Source organism: [Bacillus] selenitireducens MLS10, from assembly GCF_000093085.1.
In the GTDB taxonomy this organism is placed as follows: domain Bacteria; phylum Bacillota; class Bacilli; order Bacillales; family Salisediminibacteriaceae; genus Salisediminibacterium; species Salisediminibacterium selenitireducens.
In genome coordinates, this window is sequence record NC_014219.1 from 3415576 (window position 1) to 3433578 (window position 18003).

17 protein-coding genes are annotated in these 18003 nt (G+C 51.9%); 2 read left to right on the forward strand and 15 right to left on the reverse strand.

Going from position 1 to position 18003, the window contains the following annotated elements:
* Positions 1–160: 160 nt before the first annotated feature.
* The 7 genes from BSEL_RS16020 to prfA all read right to left on the reverse strand — a co-directional run bounded on the left by BSEL_RS16020 (position 161) and on the right by prfA (position 6550).
* The gene (locus BSEL_RS16020; RefSeq protein WP_013174053.1) at positions 161–709 is read right to left on the reverse strand and encodes a TIGR01440 family protein; all 549 of its coding nucleotides are present in this window, start codon (positions 707–709) and stop codon (positions 161–163) included.
* 29 nt (positions 710–738) lie between these two features.
* The gene (gene rpiB / locus BSEL_RS16025; protein ID WP_013174054.1) at positions 739–1191 is read right to left on the reverse strand and encodes a ribose 5-phosphate isomerase B; all 453 of its coding nucleotides are present in this window, start codon (positions 1189–1191) and stop codon (positions 739–741) included.
* A gap of 3 nt (positions 1192–1194) precedes the next feature.
* A complete protein-coding gene (locus tag BSEL_RS16030) occupies positions 1195–2514 on the reverse strand; it encodes a methyl-accepting chemotaxis protein (protein ID WP_013174055.1) in 1320 nt (439 codons plus the stop codon).
* Positions 2515–2602: 88 nt separating this feature from the next.
* Positions 2603–3256, reverse strand: coding sequence for a low molecular weight protein arginine phosphatase (locus BSEL_RS16035; RefSeq protein ID WP_013174056.1), 654 nt, complete (start codon positions 3254–3256; stop codon positions 2603–2605).
* Positions 3257–3346: 90 nt separating this feature from the next.
* On the reverse strand, positions 3347–4405 hold the full coding sequence (locus BSEL_RS16040) for an L-threonylcarbamoyladenylate synthase (protein ID WP_013174057.1): 1059 nt from the start codon (positions 4403–4405) through the stop codon (positions 3347–3349).
* A 164-nt stretch (positions 4406–4569) separates the two neighbouring features.
* On the reverse strand, positions 4570–5493 hold the full coding sequence (prmC, locus tag BSEL_RS16045) for a peptide chain release factor N(5)-glutamine methyltransferase (RefSeq protein ID WP_013174058.1): 924 nt from the start codon (positions 5491–5493) through the stop codon (positions 4570–4572).
* A complete protein-coding gene (prfA, locus tag BSEL_RS16050; protein ID WP_013174059.1) occupies positions 5480–6550 on the reverse strand; it encodes a peptide chain release factor 1 in 1071 nt (356 codons plus the stop codon). Before prfA ends, prmC begins: the two co-directional genes overlap by 14 nt.
* A 200-nt stretch (positions 6551–6750) precedes the next feature.
* On the opposite strand from prfA, the gene BSEL_RS16055 reads away from it, so the two are divergent.
* Positions 6751–8082: an FAD-dependent oxidoreductase gene (locus BSEL_RS16055; RefSeq protein ID WP_013174060.1), complete on the forward strand. Its 1332-nt coding sequence runs from the start codon at positions 6751–6753 to the stop codon at positions 8080–8082.
* A gap of 226 nt (positions 8083–8308) precedes the next feature.
* On the opposite strand, the gene BSEL_RS16060 is transcribed toward BSEL_RS16055, so the two are convergent.
* The 8 genes from BSEL_RS16060 to BSEL_RS16095 all read right to left on the reverse strand — a co-directional run bounded on the left by BSEL_RS16060 (position 8309) and on the right by BSEL_RS16095 (position 17327).
* A complete protein-coding gene (locus tag BSEL_RS16060; RefSeq protein ID WP_013174061.1) occupies positions 8309–10501 on the reverse strand; it encodes a methyl-accepting chemotaxis protein in 2193 nt (730 codons plus the stop codon).
* A gap of 192 nt (positions 10502–10693) precedes the next feature.
* The gene (locus BSEL_RS16065) at positions 10694–11323 is read right to left on the reverse strand and encodes a thymidine kinase (protein ID WP_013174062.1); all 630 of its coding nucleotides are present in this window, start codon (positions 11321–11323) and stop codon (positions 10694–10696) included.
* Positions 11324–11558: 235 nt separating this feature from the next.
* Positions 11559–11801, reverse strand: coding sequence for a type B 50S ribosomal protein L31 (locus BSEL_RS16070; protein WP_013174063.1), 243 nt, complete (start codon positions 11799–11801; stop codon positions 11559–11561).
* A 142-nt stretch (positions 11802–11943) separates the two neighbouring features.
* The gene (gene rho, locus BSEL_RS16075) at positions 11944–13227 is read right to left on the reverse strand and encodes a transcription termination factor Rho (RefSeq protein ID WP_013174064.1); all 1284 of its coding nucleotides are present in this window, start codon (positions 13225–13227) and stop codon (positions 11944–11946) included.
* Positions 13228–13588: 361 nt separating this feature from the next.
* Complete coding sequence (locus tag BSEL_RS16080; protein WP_013174065.1) at positions 13589–14878, reverse strand: UDP-N-acetylglucosamine 1-carboxyvinyltransferase; 1290 nt, start codon at positions 14876–14878, stop codon at positions 13589–13591.
* A gap of 127 nt (positions 14879–15005) precedes the next feature.
* Positions 15006–15650: a fructose-6-phosphate aldolase gene (gene fsa / locus BSEL_RS16085; RefSeq protein WP_013174066.1), complete on the reverse strand. Its 645-nt coding sequence runs from the start codon at positions 15648–15650 to the stop codon at positions 15006–15008.
* A 136-nt stretch (positions 15651–15786) separates the two neighbouring features.
* On the reverse strand, positions 15787–16641 hold the full coding sequence (gene fba, locus BSEL_RS16090) for a class II fructose-1,6-bisphosphate aldolase (RefSeq protein ID WP_013174067.1): 855 nt from the start codon (positions 16639–16641) through the stop codon (positions 15787–15789).
* A 326-nt stretch (positions 16642–16967) separates the two neighbouring features.
* On the reverse strand, positions 16968–17327 hold the full coding sequence (locus BSEL_RS16095) for a response regulator (RefSeq protein WP_013174068.1): 360 nt from the start codon (positions 17325–17327) through the stop codon (positions 16968–16970).
* 97 nt (positions 17328–17424) lie between these two features.
* Between BSEL_RS16095 and BSEL_RS16100 the strand changes: the two genes are divergently transcribed.
* Complete coding sequence (locus tag BSEL_RS16100) at positions 17425–17952, forward strand: DUF2529 domain-containing protein (RefSeq protein WP_013174069.1); 528 nt, start codon at positions 17425–17427, stop codon at positions 17950–17952.
* Positions 17953–18003 lie beyond the last annotated feature (51 nt).

Genomic DNA, 18003 nt, shown 5'->3' on the forward strand with positions numbered 1-18003 from the left:
GTTCACCCCGCTTTATTCATACTTCTTTCATTATACCAAAGTCATGCGGCAAAATCGCTGTCAATTCGCCCAATTACGTAACCGATTCACGCTTTTGTCAAAAAAGAGGCTCTAAATAAAAAGCTTCCCTGATCGTTATCAGAGAAGCTTCGCTCAGTCGTTATTCCATTGTATAGACGGCCCGCGCGCCGCCGATCAGTTTTGGCCTTGTTCTTGCAAAGGTCACGTGGGCCTCACCGATCGCTGTGATCCCGGTTCTCACCGGAACAGCCACATGCTTCAACTGCATGCCGATAAACGTATCGCCGATGTCGATCCCCGCATCCGCCTTCACTTCTTCAACCACAACCGGGTCATGCATCTTTCGGTAGGCAAGGGCTGCCATCGAGCCTCCGGCTTTGGCAACCGGGACGACGGTCACGGGCTCAAGTCCAAGGCGGACGGCCGTCTCACGCGTCACCGTTACTGCACGGTTGATATGCTCACAGCCCTGAAAGGCAAGGGATACGCCGGTTTTCCCGGCAAACGCCGCGAAACCGTCCCAAAGTGCCTCTGCGACATCAAGGGTGCCGTCACTGCCGATTTTCGCACCCCGCACCTCACTGGTACTCACCCCGGCAACAAGGAGGTCTCCCGGTTTTAAGTCTGCTTGATCCTGAAGGGCATCAAGGCCTTTTATCAGCTGTTCTGTCAGTTCGGACTGGTTCACCTTGCATCACCCCTCTCGAGTGGCGGTTCTTATACGTGATACGTCCCATCTTCATAGTTCATCACTTTCATAATCCGACGCTCGTGGCGTCCGCCTTCAAATTCAGTCGTCAGCCACGTTTTCGCAATCTCCTGCGCGAGTCCCGGGCCAATAACGCGCTCTCCCATCGCCAGCACGTTGGTATCGTTGTGTTCCCTGGTTGCTTTTGCTGTAAAGAGGTCATGCACCAGTGCGCAGCGAATGCCCTTTACTTTATTCGCAGAAATGGACATGCCGATTCCTGTTCCGCAAATGACAATGCCGCGGTCTGCTTCCTTATTAGCCACCATTTCGGCAGCCTGAAGGCCAAAATCAGCATAATCGACAGAATCCGGACTGTCTGTCCCCACATCAACGATCTCATGACCGAGCTCCTTAACGACGTCAATAATTGCACCTTTCAAATGGTATCCTGCATGGTCTGAACCGATTACAATTTTCATGGTTCATTCTCCTTTCATACGTACCGTTTCATTTATTTTAAATTTTTCGATCGAAGTTTTCAAGGTTTGCGCCTGTTCGAGCAGCACCTCCGCGGAGGACGCGACTTCCTGCATAACAGCAGTCTGTTCTTCCGTACTTGCTGTCACATCCGCAGCTCCGGCAGCCGTCTCCTCTGCAACACCGGCGACTGTCTGCGCTTCTGTGGAGGTGCGTTCGATGGACGTGACCTGTTTCTTGACAAGCTTCAAGATATCCTGCACCGCCGAAGCGACCTCCCGGACATTATCTCCCATAACGATGATAGACTGATTTGTCTCAGATCCTTTATCCGCCTCTTCATTGGCGTAGGCCACCTGTTCAGTGATTTGAGCGACGACATGTTTGACATCACCCTGAATCGTCTGGATCAGCTCAGTAATCCCCTGCACGGCATTGCCACTCTGATCAGCAAGCTTCCGAACCTCGTCTGCTACAACGGCAAAGCCTTTACCGTGCTCTCCTGCCCGTGCCGCTTCAATGGATGCATTCAAAGCGAGAAGATTTGTCTGTTCGGCAATATCACCGACAAGGGAGATAATTTCCCCGACTTTTCTTGCATTGTCGTCGAGCCGTTCCACTGCCGTAAGGGACGCCTGGTTTTCTTTCGCCAGGCGCTGGATGCCTGCAACAAGTGATTCAATCACCCGCTGGGACTCTTCGAGACTCGCCACCATGTCTCTTGACAGATCATTTGACGACCGGGCATGACGCTCCACCTGATCCGCCGTCTGCCGAACGTCTTCCATCGCTTCCGCCGTCGCCTGGATAGACGATGAAGATTCCTGTGCTCCGTTTGCAATATCTTCGACGGTCTGGCTGATCGTCTCCGCCTGATTGGCTGCTTCATTGGAGGCTTCTTTAATATCCACCACCCGCTCATTTGTCATGGCAAAAGTCGTATTGACTTCGTTGATCATGGTACAAAGACTGTCAATCATTTCATTATAGGCCAACGCCAGTGAGCGAAGCTCGTCATCGGATTTCGGTACTTCAACTTTGTCGCGGATATCCCCTTCCGCCACTTTCTTAGCCCCTTCCTCAAGTTTTTGAATCGGTTTGACAATGACCTTCGAGCCAAGATAACCGAGAATCGCGGACCAGCCAATCCCCATTGCGAGTGTCATAAGCATGAAGGCGCTCTCATTTATCCCGATCGCATCACCGATGATGTCATACAGATAGAAGATAAAGAAAGCACTTACAGTATATGTAATGAACGCGACTGTGCTGATGCCTAGCACCATTTTTTTTGTGATGCTGAAGCGGTAATGCTGTTTTGCCATGATAGATCCCCCCTGAATATCCCATTAATTCTATTTTTATACCCCAAAAAAGAGAGCTCGAAAAGGAGCTCTTTTTTTTGAGGCGCCATTAATTCCGTTCGATTTTTTTAAGCAGCTGTTCAACAGCGTGATTGATTTCTTCATAGGCTGCCTCATACTCCTCATCTCCCCCGCCGAACGGATCGGCAATATCGAGTGAAGGCATATCCCATTTCAGTTTGTCGATGTTGGACTGATAAGGCATAAGTGCATCAAGGAGCTCTTCTTCAAGTTCCGTCTGCCCGGAGATCTCTCCATCTTTGTTGTAGGCCCGGACGTTTCGTTCATTGGCGTTTAAGATTTCGGAACGTTTCAGGTCCATCTCTGCCTCTTCCTGTTTGATTTGATCCATCTTTTGACTCATCTCACTGTGATCTGCGGTGTATTCTTTCAGGGTATAGACTTTATCCACCGCCTCCGGATAATGCTCGATCAGTGAGCGCTTATGATGCTCCGTCATCGTCAGGACCAGATCGGCACTCCTCAGCTGACCTTCATCAAGGACTCGTGACTGATGGCTTTCCATGATTCCTCTCGTCTGCAGCACTCTTCTTGTGCCTTCTGACATGGGCATGCCTTCCACACCATGCAGACCGGCAGAATCGGCAACGATATCCTCATCGGTTTTTTTATGCTCAAGGAGCGCTTCAGCCATTGGACTCCGGCACGTATTGCCCGTACAGATAAACAGTACTTTTGTCATCGGATTACCCCCATTGCGATTTCTATTTTATCATAGTTCTTATTCCTTGTACGTGCATGTGTGAAACATTCGCAAAAAAACGGGACTCATTTATAACCGGGCCTTTTTTCCCCCTGATGCCTTCTCCAGCCGATTCATGATGGCCCCGCCAAGCTCCGTCTCCGGAAACGTACAGACGAGCAGCATATCCACTTCACCGGTCTTAAACTGCCGCAGAGCCCGGTACAGTTCCCGTCCGACAGCCGCGAGATCCGTCTCCGAGCCGACGGACACTTCCTGATGGGCACCGGTGAGACCCGCCCATTCATTCACGATGATCGCGCCTGTCAGGAGGCCGTCTTCCTTCGCTTTTCTGATTGCCTGTTTCAGGGCTGCCAGTTCCCCTTCAACGAGATAGAGGGGCACATCCGGTGCATAGTGGGTATATTTCATCCCCGGCGAACGCGGCGCTTCATCCGACTTCAGAAGAGACGGATCGATCGCGACGTGTTCAGCCACCTCCCTGAGCGCCTCGAGGGTCACGCCGCCCGGGCGAAGGACTGTCACCTGGCCGTCTGTCACCTCAACGACCGTCGACTCGAGACCCACACCGGCGGGACCGCCGTCAAGGATCATGGGGATCCGGCCGTTCAGATCCTCTTCGACGTGCGCCGCTTCAGTGGGACTCGGGCGTCCTGAACGGTTACCGCTCGGTGCCGCGAGGGGTCTTCCGGACGCTTCGATCAGGCGAAGGGCGACCGGGTGGTCCGGCATCCGGAGCCCGACCGTCGGCAGACCTGCCGTGACCGCCCCAGATAACGTGCCGTTATGCGGCAGGACAATCGTCAGAGGCCCCGGCCAAAAAGCGGCCATCAGATCCTTTGCCGTCTTAGGCAACGTCAACGTCCATCTCGCCGCGTCTTCTATCGAGGCAACGTGAACAATCAGCGGATTATCCGCAGGCCTTCCCTTCGCCTCAAAAATCCGCCGAATCGCTTCATCACTCGTGGCATCGCCACCGAGTCCGTAGACCGTTTCTGTCGGAAATGCCACGACTTCACCATTTCGAATCAGCTCAGCCGCTTCCGCGATCGCCCGGTCGGCCCCGGTATCCACATTGTTATGCACAAGGTTATCCACAGAACGTGTGACCGTTTTGTGCGCTTCCATGTCATATGCTCCTTTCTCTTGCGGCTGTAAGGGTGAAATCCCCTTTATCCCGAATACTGCAAGATGTTTTCTTGTCAGAAACTATGTTCTTATGCACAAGTTATCCACAGGCCGCTGTGCATAAACCTGTGTGTATCCTGTGGGGAACTGCCACAGGCTCCCGTTTAGCCGTGTATCCATACCGCGACAATCCGTTCATTGCCGTTGATGTCACGGATGACCTCAGGGGATGACTCAGGAAAACGATCCGTGATCATGGTCCTGACAGCATCCCCCTGATTCCAGCCGATTTCAAAAAACAGCCATGTGCCTTCAGGGTGCAGGACCCTGTGAAGATCCTCAATCATCGTCCGGTATGCAGCAAGGCCGTTTTCTTCAGCAAAGAGCGCCGTATGCGGTTCGTGGTTCTTGACGTTGTCTTTCATCATCGCCTGATCCGACTCCGGGATATAAGGCGGGTTTGACACGATCAGTCTCGGCCTTATCCCGGATTCAATAATGGGATCAAGATAGCTGCCTGCCAAAAACGTGACCGGGGCTTCATGAGCCTCTGCATTGATTCTTGCCATTTCGAGGGCCGCGCGGCTGATATCTGTCGCAATCACCCGTGTTGCCTGATTTCCCTTCAGCCATCCGGGAATCTCGAGGGCCAGTGTAATCGCGAGGATGCCGCTCCCGGTGCCGATATCCACGATCCCCAGCTCTTCCTGACTGTCTGCGTCCCAGCTTGTGGACAACCCTGTGGACAGCCGTTCTTTCACCGCTTCAACGAGTTCCTCAGTCTCCGGCCTCGGGATCAGTACGTCCCGGTTCACCCGGAAACGGCGTCCGTAAAACACTTCTTCTCCGGTCAGGTGCTGAACCGGGATTCCCGCCGCCGCTTTTTGGATGTCGGCACTGAAGGCTTCATCCAAAGACCGTTCAAGCGGAGTCCGCATTTCGGCAAACAGCCTCGAGCGGCTCCAGCCTGTGTGATGCATCATCAGGATCCTTGCAATCTCCACTTCATAGCCGTTTGCTTCCACAAAAGAAGAAGCCCATCGGAGGGCTTCATGTACGGTTCGGCAGGACGCATCAGGCCTGTGCATTTTCCATCATCCGTGACTGTTCTTCGACAATGAGGGCCTCAATAATCTCATCGAGCTTCCCTTCAAGAATCTGATCGAGTTTCTGAATGGTCAGGCCGATCCGGTGATCCGTCACCCGGCTCTGCGGGAAATTATAAGTCCGGATACGCTCGGAACGGTCACCGGTACCGACGGCGGATTTCCGGTTTTCGTCATACTCCGCCTGGGCTTCCCGCTGGTATTTGTCATAAATCCGGGCGCGAAGGACCTTCATGGCCTTTTCTTTGTTTTTGATCTGGGATTTCTCATCCTGACACGATACGACGATCCCCGTCGGTTCATGGGTGAGCCGCACGGCGGACATGGTCGTATTGACGCTTTGTCCCCCCGGGCCGCTTGAAGCAAAGCGGTCAACCCGGATGTCCTTCTCACTGATGTCCACTTCCACATCTTCCGCTTCCGGAAGAACGGCAACCGTCGCAGTCGAGGTATGAATACGCCCGCCGGATTCCGTCGCCGGCACCCGCTGAACGCGGTGAGCGCCGTTTTCGAATTTCATCTTGGAATACGCGCCGGTTCCGTTGATCGTAAACACGATCTCCTTGTACCCGCCAATCCCTGTTTCACTCGCTTCAATCACATCCGTCTTCCACCCCTGGCTCTCGGCATAGCGGTGATACATCCGGTACAGATCCCCGGCAAAGAGCGCCGCTTCGTCACCTCCGGCAGCCCCTCTGACCTCGACAATCACGTTTTTGTCATCGTTCGGGTCTTTCGGGATCAGGAGCACACGGAGCTTTTCTTCCAGTTCACCGAGTTCGGTCTCCAGTTCATCAAGCTCCATCTTGGCCATTTCGCGCATCTCATCGTCCAGATGATCCCGAAGCATCTCTTTCGTATCCTCCACCTGGGATTTGATGTCTTTATACTGTCTGTACGCTTCCACAGTTTCCTGCAGACCGGACTGTTCCTTTGAATAATCCCGGAGTTTATCCGTATCATTCATAACCGCCGGGTCCATCAAAAGCTCATTCAACTGCTCATAGCGGTTCTCCACTGATTCAAGTCGGTCAAACACGTGCGCCACCTCTTTTTTCTGATTCTCGCTTATCTCGCGTCACGATGCAATCTTTCTATAGTATAGGGTCTCTCCCCGGCAAAATCAATTCCTGATTGCATATACCCATGCGTGTATACGTTTATCAGGTGGGACGAAAGGGAAACAGAACAGAGAATGATCAGTCGACAGAACGACCAAATCAAGGAGGAGATGCAGTGATGAATGTGGTGATTATTGGAGGAGATGCTGCGGGGATGAGCGCAGCCATGCAAGTTTCGAGAAAGCGAAAAGACGCATCAATTACCGTATTGGAAAAGGGAGGCATCTATTCATACGCCCAGTGCGGCCTGCCTTATTTCATTGGCGGAGAGGTGGACAAGAGCGAGGAGCTGATTGCCCGCCCTGTCTCATTTTTCCGGGAAAAAGCCGGCATTGACGCAAGGGTGTTCCACGAGGTGACCGCCGTTGATGCCGAGAACAAGCAGGTGAGCGGCACCGATCTGAACAGCGGCGAACCGTTCAGCGTTGACTATGACATCCTTCTCGTCGCAACAGGGGCCGGTTCAATTTTCCCGCCATTTGAAGGGCGCGACCTTGAAGGGATCCACCTGCTGAAAACCATCCCGGACGCAGAAGCGATCGTTGAGGATCTTAAGGAAAACGTTCTGAACGTCACCGTCATCGGCGGCGGCTACATCGGCCTTGAGGTAGCAGAGAACCTCGTGAAAGACGGCCGTAAAGTGCGGATCATCGATCTCGCAGACCGCATCGGCAACGTCTACGATAAGGAGATCAGTGAAAAGATTCAGGAAGAAGCCGAACGAAACGGCATCGACCTCGTCCTTGGGGAATCCGTCACCTCTTTTGAAGGGGAAAACGGCCGGGTATCCAAGGTTGTCACCGATCAGGGCAGTTACAACGCGGACATGGTCGTTGTCGCCATAGGGGTCAAACCGAATACCGGCTTCCTTGAAGGAACCGGGGTGCACCTGCATCCATCCGGGGCCGTTCTCGTCAATCCGTATATGGAGACGAATATTCCGGGCATTTATGCCGCAGGAGACTGCGCGACCCAGTTCCACCGCGTGAAACAGAAGGATGACTTCGTCCCCCTCGGCACGCATGCGAATAAACAGGGGCGCATTGCCGGGATCAATATGTCCGGCGAGACGAAAGCCTTTAAAGGCATCACAGGTTCATCGGTCATGCAGTTCTTTGACCTCACCGTCGGCAAGACCGGTATCAGTGAAAATGAAGCGAAAGAGCTTGGTATGGACTATGAGGTGATCGGCTATGACGCAGCGGCAATTGCTCACTACATGCCAGGAAACAGCCCGCTCTTTATCCGGATGATGAAGGATAAAACGAATGATAAGCTCATCGGCATGCAGGCCATCGGGAAAAAAGGCGTGGACAAGCGGATCGACGTCGCCGCCACGGCCATTTACCACGGCATGACCACTGAAGATATGGAGAATCTCGATATCAGCTACGCACCGCCGTTTAATACGGCATGGGACCCGGTCCAGCAAGGGGCACGCCGCCTGTAATTTCAAAACGACTGAAACCCTCTTACATTTGAGGGTTTCATTTTTTGCCTGGAGCCGTTGATCATTCTTTCTGGCATCTGTTGGTGCAGGCGAACGCTCGCAACCTCCGTACAAATCATCAAGAACCTGCATAAACGAAAAACATCCAAATCCACTGATTGTGGATTTGGACGTTTTTTCGTTGCGCTTTTTTAACAGATTCGAAGAAGTCTGCACATCCGTCTGATCATGATTCAGAGCGGTTCTGTTGTTCTTCTTCTTCCGGCTCTCTCTGGTCTTCAAAGGATATTTCCTCAGTCTCAAGGTTTTCAGTGAACTCTTCATCATCACCTTCTGTAATCGGCTCTTCTTCAACAGGTTCCGGTTCCTCATGAACAACTGGCACCGATTCCTCAATCGGATTCTGCCCCTCTTCCACTTTAAAGCGATTCACGACTTCTTCGAGATCGGTCATGGTAGACTCGAGAATATCCGACAATTTCCCCAGCTCTTCGGCGGCTGCGAATTGTTCCTGCGTCGTCGCACTGACTTCTTCTGTTGAGGCCGAAGTGGTTTCGGTGATTTCCGCCATATCGCCGATAGCCCTTTCAACCTGTTCGCGCTTTTCAGACATGGTCTCAATTGAACGTTCCATGCTTTCAACAGCTGCAAATATATCCTCTGTATCCGTCATAATATCACCGAAGGACGCCTTCGTTTCTTCGACAGATTTGGCCTGTTCCCCGAATAATGCCACTGATTCTGTGACAAGCTTGACGGAGTCCTTCGTCTGACCGAGGATCGCACTGACGATGCCGTCAATTTTACCTGTCGACTGCTTTGACTGTTCCGCGAGCTTACGGACCTCGTCAGCAACGACAGCGAAACCTTTACCCGCTTCTCCGGCACGGGCCGCTTCAATGGACGCATTCAGTGCGAGGAGGTTTGTCTGATCACTGATGCCGTCGATGATCTCCACGACACTGCGGATCCCCTCCACATCCTGACTCAGCTTTTCAATGGATGTTTTGATCTGACCGATATTTTGCCCGACGTCTTCGTTCTTCGCTGTCAGTTCATTCATATAGCCGAGGGAATTCGTTGACGATGTCTTCGTGTTGTTCGCCACCTTCGTCACCTGTCCGACGGCCTCACCCATCCGGGTCATCTCTGAAGAGAGTTCCTCCATCTCCTGCGATGTCCGATCCGCATAATTCACCTGTTCCATGGCGCCGTTCGCCACTTCCTGAATCGATGACGCAATCTGGTCAGCGGTGTGGGACGACTGATCTGCAATCCGCTTCATCTGTTCCGTATTTTCCTTAGCGACCGTCGTCACCGATTTATTCTCTGCGATGATATGCGAGAAGTTCTGAAGCATCCGGTTAAAGCTCGTACCGAGCTGCCCCATTTCATTCTTGCCTGTCTCATTTGTTCTCACCGTCAGGTCGCCGTCTTCAGCCTGCTTCATGAGCCTGATCATGTTTGAGATCGGACGCGTCACCGATGAGGTCACAAAGAATGCGATCGTAACGGCTGCAATAATGAAACCGACAACAAGGGCGATCACGAATGTCGTTAGGGCGTTCATTTCGGCCATGACGACATCCCGCGGCGTGGAGACGACGGCATACCAGTCATTCTCAAGCTCGATATGCGACATGATCACATCGTCCTGAGCAACTTCTTCGCCGGATATGGTTTCGATTTCATGGTTATTACTTCGAAGAATCTGTCCATCCTGATTGGCGATGAACAGGAGCCGCTCCGGAATCTCTTCCATATTCCGCTCCCGGCCAAGGACATCATCAAACATCCGCTCTGACAGCTCCAGGCCGAGAATGCCCTGATTCACAGAACGGTAAAGGACCATTCGAAGGCTTCCGTCTTCCTCAAATGCCGTATCCCAGACAAACGTGTTTGATTCGAGAAGATCACGTACCTCATCCGTAAACGGGGCATCGCCCATGTCTTGACCTCTTACCCTGCCAAGCACTTCCCCGTCCTGCTCGCGGTAGAAGAACATTTCATCGAGGTAGTCCGTACTGTTTCGGATCGATGAAAAATAGTCCGTCACTTCCCGGCGTGCCGTAAACACGTCCATCTGATCCATATTCGAGAAATTTGCAACCATCTGTTCATACACATCTCCATCAGTAAACGGGCGCATCGACAGATCATAGACCTGATCGATCTGCTGATTGATGTTCTCACCGATTTGGCCCGCAATTTCTTCGGACATGTCCTCAACCTGATTCTCAAGGGCGTTTTCAGACTCGGAGAAAACGATAAATGCGACTGTCACAGCCGGGATGACACCGAGCGCAATAAACCAGACGAGCAGTTTAAACTTGAGCGTCACATTCGAGTGGCCTTTTTTACCTGACTTCGATTGAGCAGAGGAACCCGATCCCTGCTTGTTCATGAATGACTTTCCCATGATACTTCCACCACTTTCTGCATGTATGTCATGACTGCCTTTTTAACTGAGAACGCTTTCCCTTGTTCGTGCAGGTCTGTCGCGTCTTTGAACGTATCGTAACAGACGATCTCCCCCTTGTCTATGTGCAATTGTTACATAATCTACTGAAAAATCCCCATAACACTGGCGCATTACAGGGAAACATAACCATCAAAATAGAGGTTTTGAGGAGTAACCAACGTTCTCAAAGCGGTGATTACGCGGTTTATTGGGTACTTCGTGGCAGTGACGACATCGCGGTTCATACGATTCAGATGCACCGACGAGAATAATCGGATCATCAAAGGATGCCGGCCGCCCATCAATCAGGCGTTGTGTGCGGCTCGCCGGTGATCCGCATGAGAGGCAAATCGCCTGCAGTTTTGTCACCGACTCGGCCATGGACATCAGCTGCGGCACGACGCCGAACGGTTCGCCGCGAAAATCCTGGTCGAGTCCTGCGACGATCACGCGGATCCCGTCATCAGCCAGCTTCTCAGCCAAGGCTACGATATGTTCATCAAAAAACTGCACTTCGTCAAATGCGACCACCTGTGTACTGCTGTGAATGAGTTCAATGACGTCTTCAGAAGCACCGACTGGGACAGCTGTCACTTTATTGCCGCTGTGTGAGACGACTTCCTCGTCGGAGTAACGGTTATCGATCGCCGGTTTAAAGACCTGGACTTTCTGGCGTCCGTAGTGAGCGCGGCGCACCCGGCGGATCAGCTCCTCTGATTTACCGGAAAACATGCTGCCGCATATGACTTCAAGCCAGCCTTCTTTTCTTGTTAAATGCATACAACCAGTCCCTGTATTATGTATTCGGATTGCAAGTGTGCTGTTGGCACATTCTCCACGTTTCATTATAGAGAGGTTTTCTCGAACATTCCACCGAACACCGAAAAGTTTTTTGCACTTGAATCGTTAGTCCCTTTTTCCCGGCTTTTTCCCTGACGAATGCATTCAGGCAAAACAAAAAAGCAGGCGTGAGCCGGTGAAAACACCAACTTCGCCTGCCTTGTTTGTCTGTGGATTACATACCGTATTTCTTCTTGAAGCGGTCCACTCGGCCACCAGCGTCGGCAAACTTCTGCTTGCCTGTGTAGAATGGATGAGAGTCAGAGCTGACTTCCACTGTAAGCAGTGGATAAGTGTTGCCATCTTCCCATTCAATCGTTTCGCTCGATGAACGTGTAGAGCCTGTCAAGAACATGAAACCGGAACTGACATCTTTGAATACCACCTGATGGTATTTTGGGTGAATGCCTTCTTTCATGTTTCTCATCTCCTTTTGCCCTGAATCTTTCGAAACAGAGTTATCTGGACGGGCACGATCCCGTCACTCACATACTTCGAAATTATAACAACTGGACGCAGTGAATGCAACCTTTTTTTCTGTGGTTCATCACCGAACGGGCTCAGCTCCTGGTCTGTTTCGGTTTCGCCTTGCCCGCTTTTTCTTTTTCAAACTCATCGAAGAAATCCTGATTCGTCTTCGTTTGCTTCACTTTCTTCAGGAAGCGCTCAAGGAATTCCGGCTGATCGTTCATCGTCCGGCGCATCGACCAAAGATTCTCAATCTGTTCTTTATTCATCAGGAGCTCTTCGCGGCGGGTTGAGGAGCGGCGGATATCAATCGCCGGGAATACGCGGCGTTCTGCGAGCTTGCGGTCGAGGTGCAGCTCCATGTTCCCTGTTCCTTTGAACTCCTCATAGATCACGTCGTCCATCCTTGAACCGGTATCAACGAGAGCCGTGGCAAGGATCGTCAGGCTTCCGCCTTCTTCAATGTTCCTCGCCGCCCCGAAGAAACGCTTCGGACGGTGAAAACTCGCAGGGTCAATCCCCCCGGAGAGCGTCCGCCCGCTCGGCGGCACAACGAGGTTATAGGCCCTCGCAAGGCGGGTGATGCTGTCCATGAGGATGACGACATCCTTCTTCGCCTCCACAAGGCGCATGGCCCGGTCAAGGACAAGTTCGGCGACCTTAATATGGTTTTCCGGCACTTCATCAAAGGTGGAGCTGATGACTTCCCCTTTGACAGAGCGTTCCATATCCGTCACTTCTTCAGGTCGTTCATCGATCAGAAGCACCATCAGCTCGAGGTCAGGGTGATTTTTGGCAATGCTGTCTGCGACCTCCTGCAAGAGCAGGGTTTTCCCTGCTTTTGGCGGGGCCACAATCAGTCCGCGCTGCCCCAGTCCGATTGGCGACACCATATCCACAACCCTCGATGCAACCTTGTTCGGTTCGGTCTCAAGAGTGATCCGCTTCTCCGGGTAAAGGGGCGTTAACTGCGGGAAGTGCGGACGTTCACTGGCACGCTCCGGATCTTCCCCGTTTACAGCGGCGACCTGCAAAAGTCCGTAATAACGCTCGTTTTCCTTTGGTTTACGGACTTTCCCGGAGACTTTGTCCCCATTGCGGATACGAAAACGTCTGATCTGGGACGCGGAAATATACACATCCTGCGGACTTGGCTTATACGTATTTGAACGAAGGAAACCAAACCCTTCATTCGGGATGATATCGAGCACCCCTTCCATAAACATGAGATCTTCATTCTCAGCCTGTTTTTGCATAATGGCAAAAATGAGTTCTTTTTTGGAGAGTTGGCTGTAGCTCGACAGCCCCTTGTCTTTTGCAAGCTGATAGAGGTCTTTCAGGGTCAGCTTCTCCATTTCATTGATCGTTAAGCCCATTTCATGATCACAACCTTTTTTGGAATGTCTGTATCGATGTCGTTTTGGGAATCAGGGTCGGAATAAACAGAGAGTTCTGCTGTGAAAAGTGATCCTGCGGAGGAGAGTGAAGCGGGTGATGTTTCCTGCACGTTCAAAGAACCGGGGTACCGGCACCTTTGACAGGCGCACAGGAAAAATCCGGCAAAACCCATGTGAGGATTTTGCCGCTCTTAACTATTCAAGCATACATTGGAAGGAAATACAAGGATTGATCCGTTTTCTTAAATGACAAGGCCCTGAATTCAACAAGAGAGAATTCCCCTCAGCAAAGCGGACGGTTCCGTCGATGACCGTCTCCCTGAGTCATCCGGCCTGTTGATCAATGCTGTTCCTGTTCTGCCTTGTCGCTCGTTGCTGAACCTTCTCGCCAGATGTTCGCACCGACCTTGCGCAGCTTCTCTTCGAGAAACGCATATCCGCGGTCAATATGCTCCACACCACTGATCTCGGTAACGCCTTCTGCCATGAGCCCCGCCACAACAAGGGCAGCTCCTGCTCTGAGATCCGTTGCCTTGACACTTGCCCCCTGCAGCCTGGCGTTCCCGCTGATGAGCGCGGACTGACCTTCGACTTTGATCGCCGCCCCCATCCGTCTCAGTTCATCCGTATGTTTAAACCGCGAGCCGTAAATGGTGTCTGTCACAATACTCGGGCCATTCGCTTCCGTCAAAAGGCTCGTGAACGGCTGCTGAAGATCCGTCGCAAACCCCGGGTAGACTAGGGTTTTTACATCCACCGGCATCTTCTCTGTTCTTCCGTTCGAAATCACGACGCTGTCATCCCTCGTCTCGATATCAATATTCATTTCCCTCAGTTTGGAGATCAGCGACTCCAGGTGCAGAGGGATCACGTTATCGATTTCAACACGTTTGCCTACGGCAGCCGCCATGATCATATACGATCCCGCTTCAATCCGGTCAGGAATGATTGTGTGCCGACAGCCCTGGAGCGAATCCACCCCTTCGATCCGGATCACATTCGTACCGGCGCCTTTAATCACGGCGCCCATATTTGTGAGGAGCGTTGCCACGTCGATGATCTCCGGCTCTTTTGCTGCGTTTTCGATCGTGGTTGTTCCTTTTGCTTTCGCAGCTGCGAGCATGATGTTGATCGTCGCGCCGACACTCACCACGTCGAGATAAATGTTCGCGCCAACCAGTTCATCTGCCTGCAGATAAATCGCGCCCTGCTCGTTCGTCACCTTGGCGCCGAGGGCTTCGAATCCTTTAATGTGCTGATCGATCGGCCGGGGACCGAGGTTACAGCCGCCAGGCAGACCGATTACAGCCTTTTTGAATTTCCCGAGCATCGCACCCATAAAATAGTACGACGCCCTGAGCTTCTTCACGCGTCCGTTCGGAAGAGGCATGGGAAACATCCCATCCGGATCAACCGTCAGGGTATCCCCTTCAAGCTTTGTTGTTCCACCGATTTCTTCGAGGAGCTCTGATAAGATGCCCACATCGGAGATATGCGGAAGGTGATCGATGGTCACCGGTGAGTCCGCGAGAATCGTAGCCGGAATCAGTGCCACTGCGCTGTTCTTGGCTCCGCTGACTTCAATGGTTCCTTCGAGCTTGTGACCGCCTTCGATAAAGAGTTTTTCCATCAGTCATCCATCCTGTTCTGTTCGTCGTTGTCTCATCCGGTGCTTACCGCTTCCCGGGCCCGAGGCCCAAGGCAAGACCGGTCTTGCTGCATCCTATAGAGATCCGCCGTTTTGATATCCGATCCGTTTACTTGTTCGCTTTGTTCCAATCCGCGAGAAACTTTTCAATTCCGATATCCGTGAGCGGATGCTTCACGAGCTGACCGAACATGGAGAACGGCACGGTGGCGATATGCGCACCGCGGAGCGCCGCTTCCGTGACATGCTGCGGATGACGGATCGACGCTGCGATGATCTGAGTGTCGAGCATTTGCACAGACAAAATGTCCGAGATCGTTGAAATCAGCTCGAGGCCATCGTGACCGATGTCATCGAGTCTGCCGAGAAACGGGGACACATAGGTCGCGCCGGCTCGCGCAGCAAGCAGCGCCTGATTCGCAGAGAAGACAAGAGTCACGTTTGTTTCGATATTGTCATCACTGAGCGCCTTCACTGCCTTCAGGCCTTCAAGCGTCATCGGAATCTTGACGGTAATATTCGGTGCGATGGCCGCCAGTTCACGGCCTTCTTTAATCATGCCTTCGGCGTCAAGTGCAATCACTTCGGCACTGACCGAGCCGTCGACGACCGCGGTGATCTCTTTAAGTCGGTCGTGAAAATCCACGCCTTCTTTCGCCACCAGTGACGGATTCGTTGTCACACCGGAGAGGACCCCCAGTGCATATGCTTCTTTAATCTCTTCAAGATTGGCCGTATCAACAAAAAATTTCATGTCATTATTCCTCCTGTCGTAGTCGGTTTTCACGCATCCCCCCGTTCAGGAAAGCGCTGTTATCCGTGAATAAAAAAAGAAACGACAGCAGGAGGGGCATACGTATGCACGCCCTTTTCCCGCAGTCGTTCCGGTCTTATGCCTGATTGGACGAACCAAATTCCTGCATTTTATCTTTTACCACTCTGACGATGGCTTCCTTACCAGGTCCGATGACTTTACGCGGGTCATATACCTTCTCATCGTTCGCGAGCTTTTCGCGGACTGCTTTTGTCCATTCGATTTGACACTCAGTGTTGACATTGATCTTGGCGTGGCCAAATTCAATGGCTTTCTTCACCTGGTGAGTCGGGATCCCGGATCCGCCGTGAAGAACGAGTGGTGTTTTTGTTGCGTTTGCGATTTCTTCCATTTCCTTGAAGCCAAGCTTCGGCTCACCCTGGTATGGTCCGTGAACGGATCCGAGGGCTGCAGCCAGTGCATCCGCTTTACCTTCTTTCGTGATACGGACACATTCTTCAAGGTCGGCATAGTTTACGCCGCCGATAACGCCGTCTTCTTCACCGCCGACAGTACCGACTTCCGCCTCAACGGAAGCACCGCGGGCATGTGCATATTCAACAACCGCTTTTGTCATTTCGATATTCTCTTCAATCGGATGGTGGGAACCGTCGATCATGACTGATGTAAAGCCTGCATCCACTGCTTTTTTACAGTTTTCGATGGACTGACCGTGGTCAAGGTGAATCGCGACAGGTACCGTTGTACCCTGGGATTCCATCAGCTCTTTCACCATTGCCGTGATGAGCTTGAATCCGCCCATATACTTGGCCGCACCCTCGGATACACCGAGAATGACCGGGGACTGCTCTTCTTCAGCTGCCTGAAGAATGGCCTGCGTCCACTCAAGGTTATTGATGTTGAATTGCCCTACTGCATACTGGTTTTGGAATGCTTTGTTCAGCATATCCGTCATTGAAACTAAAGGCATGTGCAAAATCCTCCTTATGATTCTTCATACTGTAAGCGGATCTCGGTAAACAGAATCTGTACATAGCATACATACAAATGAATGCCACGCCATTTCAGTTTCCTGTTCTCTCTGTCATAGATCATGGCTTGCCAGATATTTGTATGTATCGGACGTATATGCGCATCTCTGTCGTGCAAAACCCGCTTCTTCGCCATTATAGCATATTGTGAAGGGGATTTAACGGATAATTATGAGGATTTCGTGTCCTTTTCCGAATATTTCACATCCCTGAAACCCTTGCGCCCGTTGTAATCGCTTACTTTTACGGGCATTTTTAAACCGTCTCAGCTTATCAGTTCCCTCACCCGCTCACGAACGTAATCAATGTCAAATGGTTTGGCGATATAGGCGAGTGCTCCGAGAGCCTTTGCCTCTTTCATCCGGTCTGCTTCCCCGTATGCGGTCATAATGATCACATCGACACCATTGTCCTCTTCCCGGAGGTAACGGAGAATGTCGAGTCCGTCCATGCCGGGTATTTTCATATCCAAAAGGATCAGATCCGGCTTTTCTGAATACGTAAGCTGAATGGCATCCTTCCCGTTTGATGCATTACACGTATCAAACCCGTCCTCCTGAAATACTTCTGTCAACAGTGTGCGAATGCCAAACTGGTCATCCACAATCAGTATTTTTTTCGCCATTGGCTGCAATCCTCGCTTCCGATCCTGTTTTTTACAATTGTAAACCATTGTGCCATGAATTACAATGAAACAGAAAGAAAAGGAGGCGGATTTTTCCATGAAAATGTTTTTCACTCAGTTACAGGGGCTTGCCAAAGACATCGAAGACCAGGAAGACATCATTGAAGACGCGGCCAGACTCCTTGCCATGAGTATCGTGAGCGACGGTTCGGTCTACTGGTACAGCGAAGGGGAGATGGACGGTATCGTCACCCAGGCCATGACCGGTGACGACGGGATCCCTGACAGTAAACGCTGGAGTGAGGCACACTCCCTGTCCGAGCAGGATACCGTCGTCATCTGCAGCAAGTGGAGGGACAGCGTCTCTGCAAGTGATGTGGCAAAGCGCGCCGAAGAAGCCGGAGCCACCGTCATTGGGATCACTTCGGCCATGTCCGTGAGTAAGGACAAGCATGATTGGACCACGGGGGCCGAGCTCCTCCTTGTCAACGGAGTAAGTAAGGGGCTCATCCCTTCCGAAGACGGCGAAACCCGGATCGGTACCCCTCACCTCCTCGCCGGTCTCCATGTCTACTATACGCTCTTCTTCGTCCTCCGGGACATCCTTGACGATCAGATGGCTTGATCAAAAATCTCTTAAATCCGGAAATCCGTATACAACAAAGGAACGCTCATC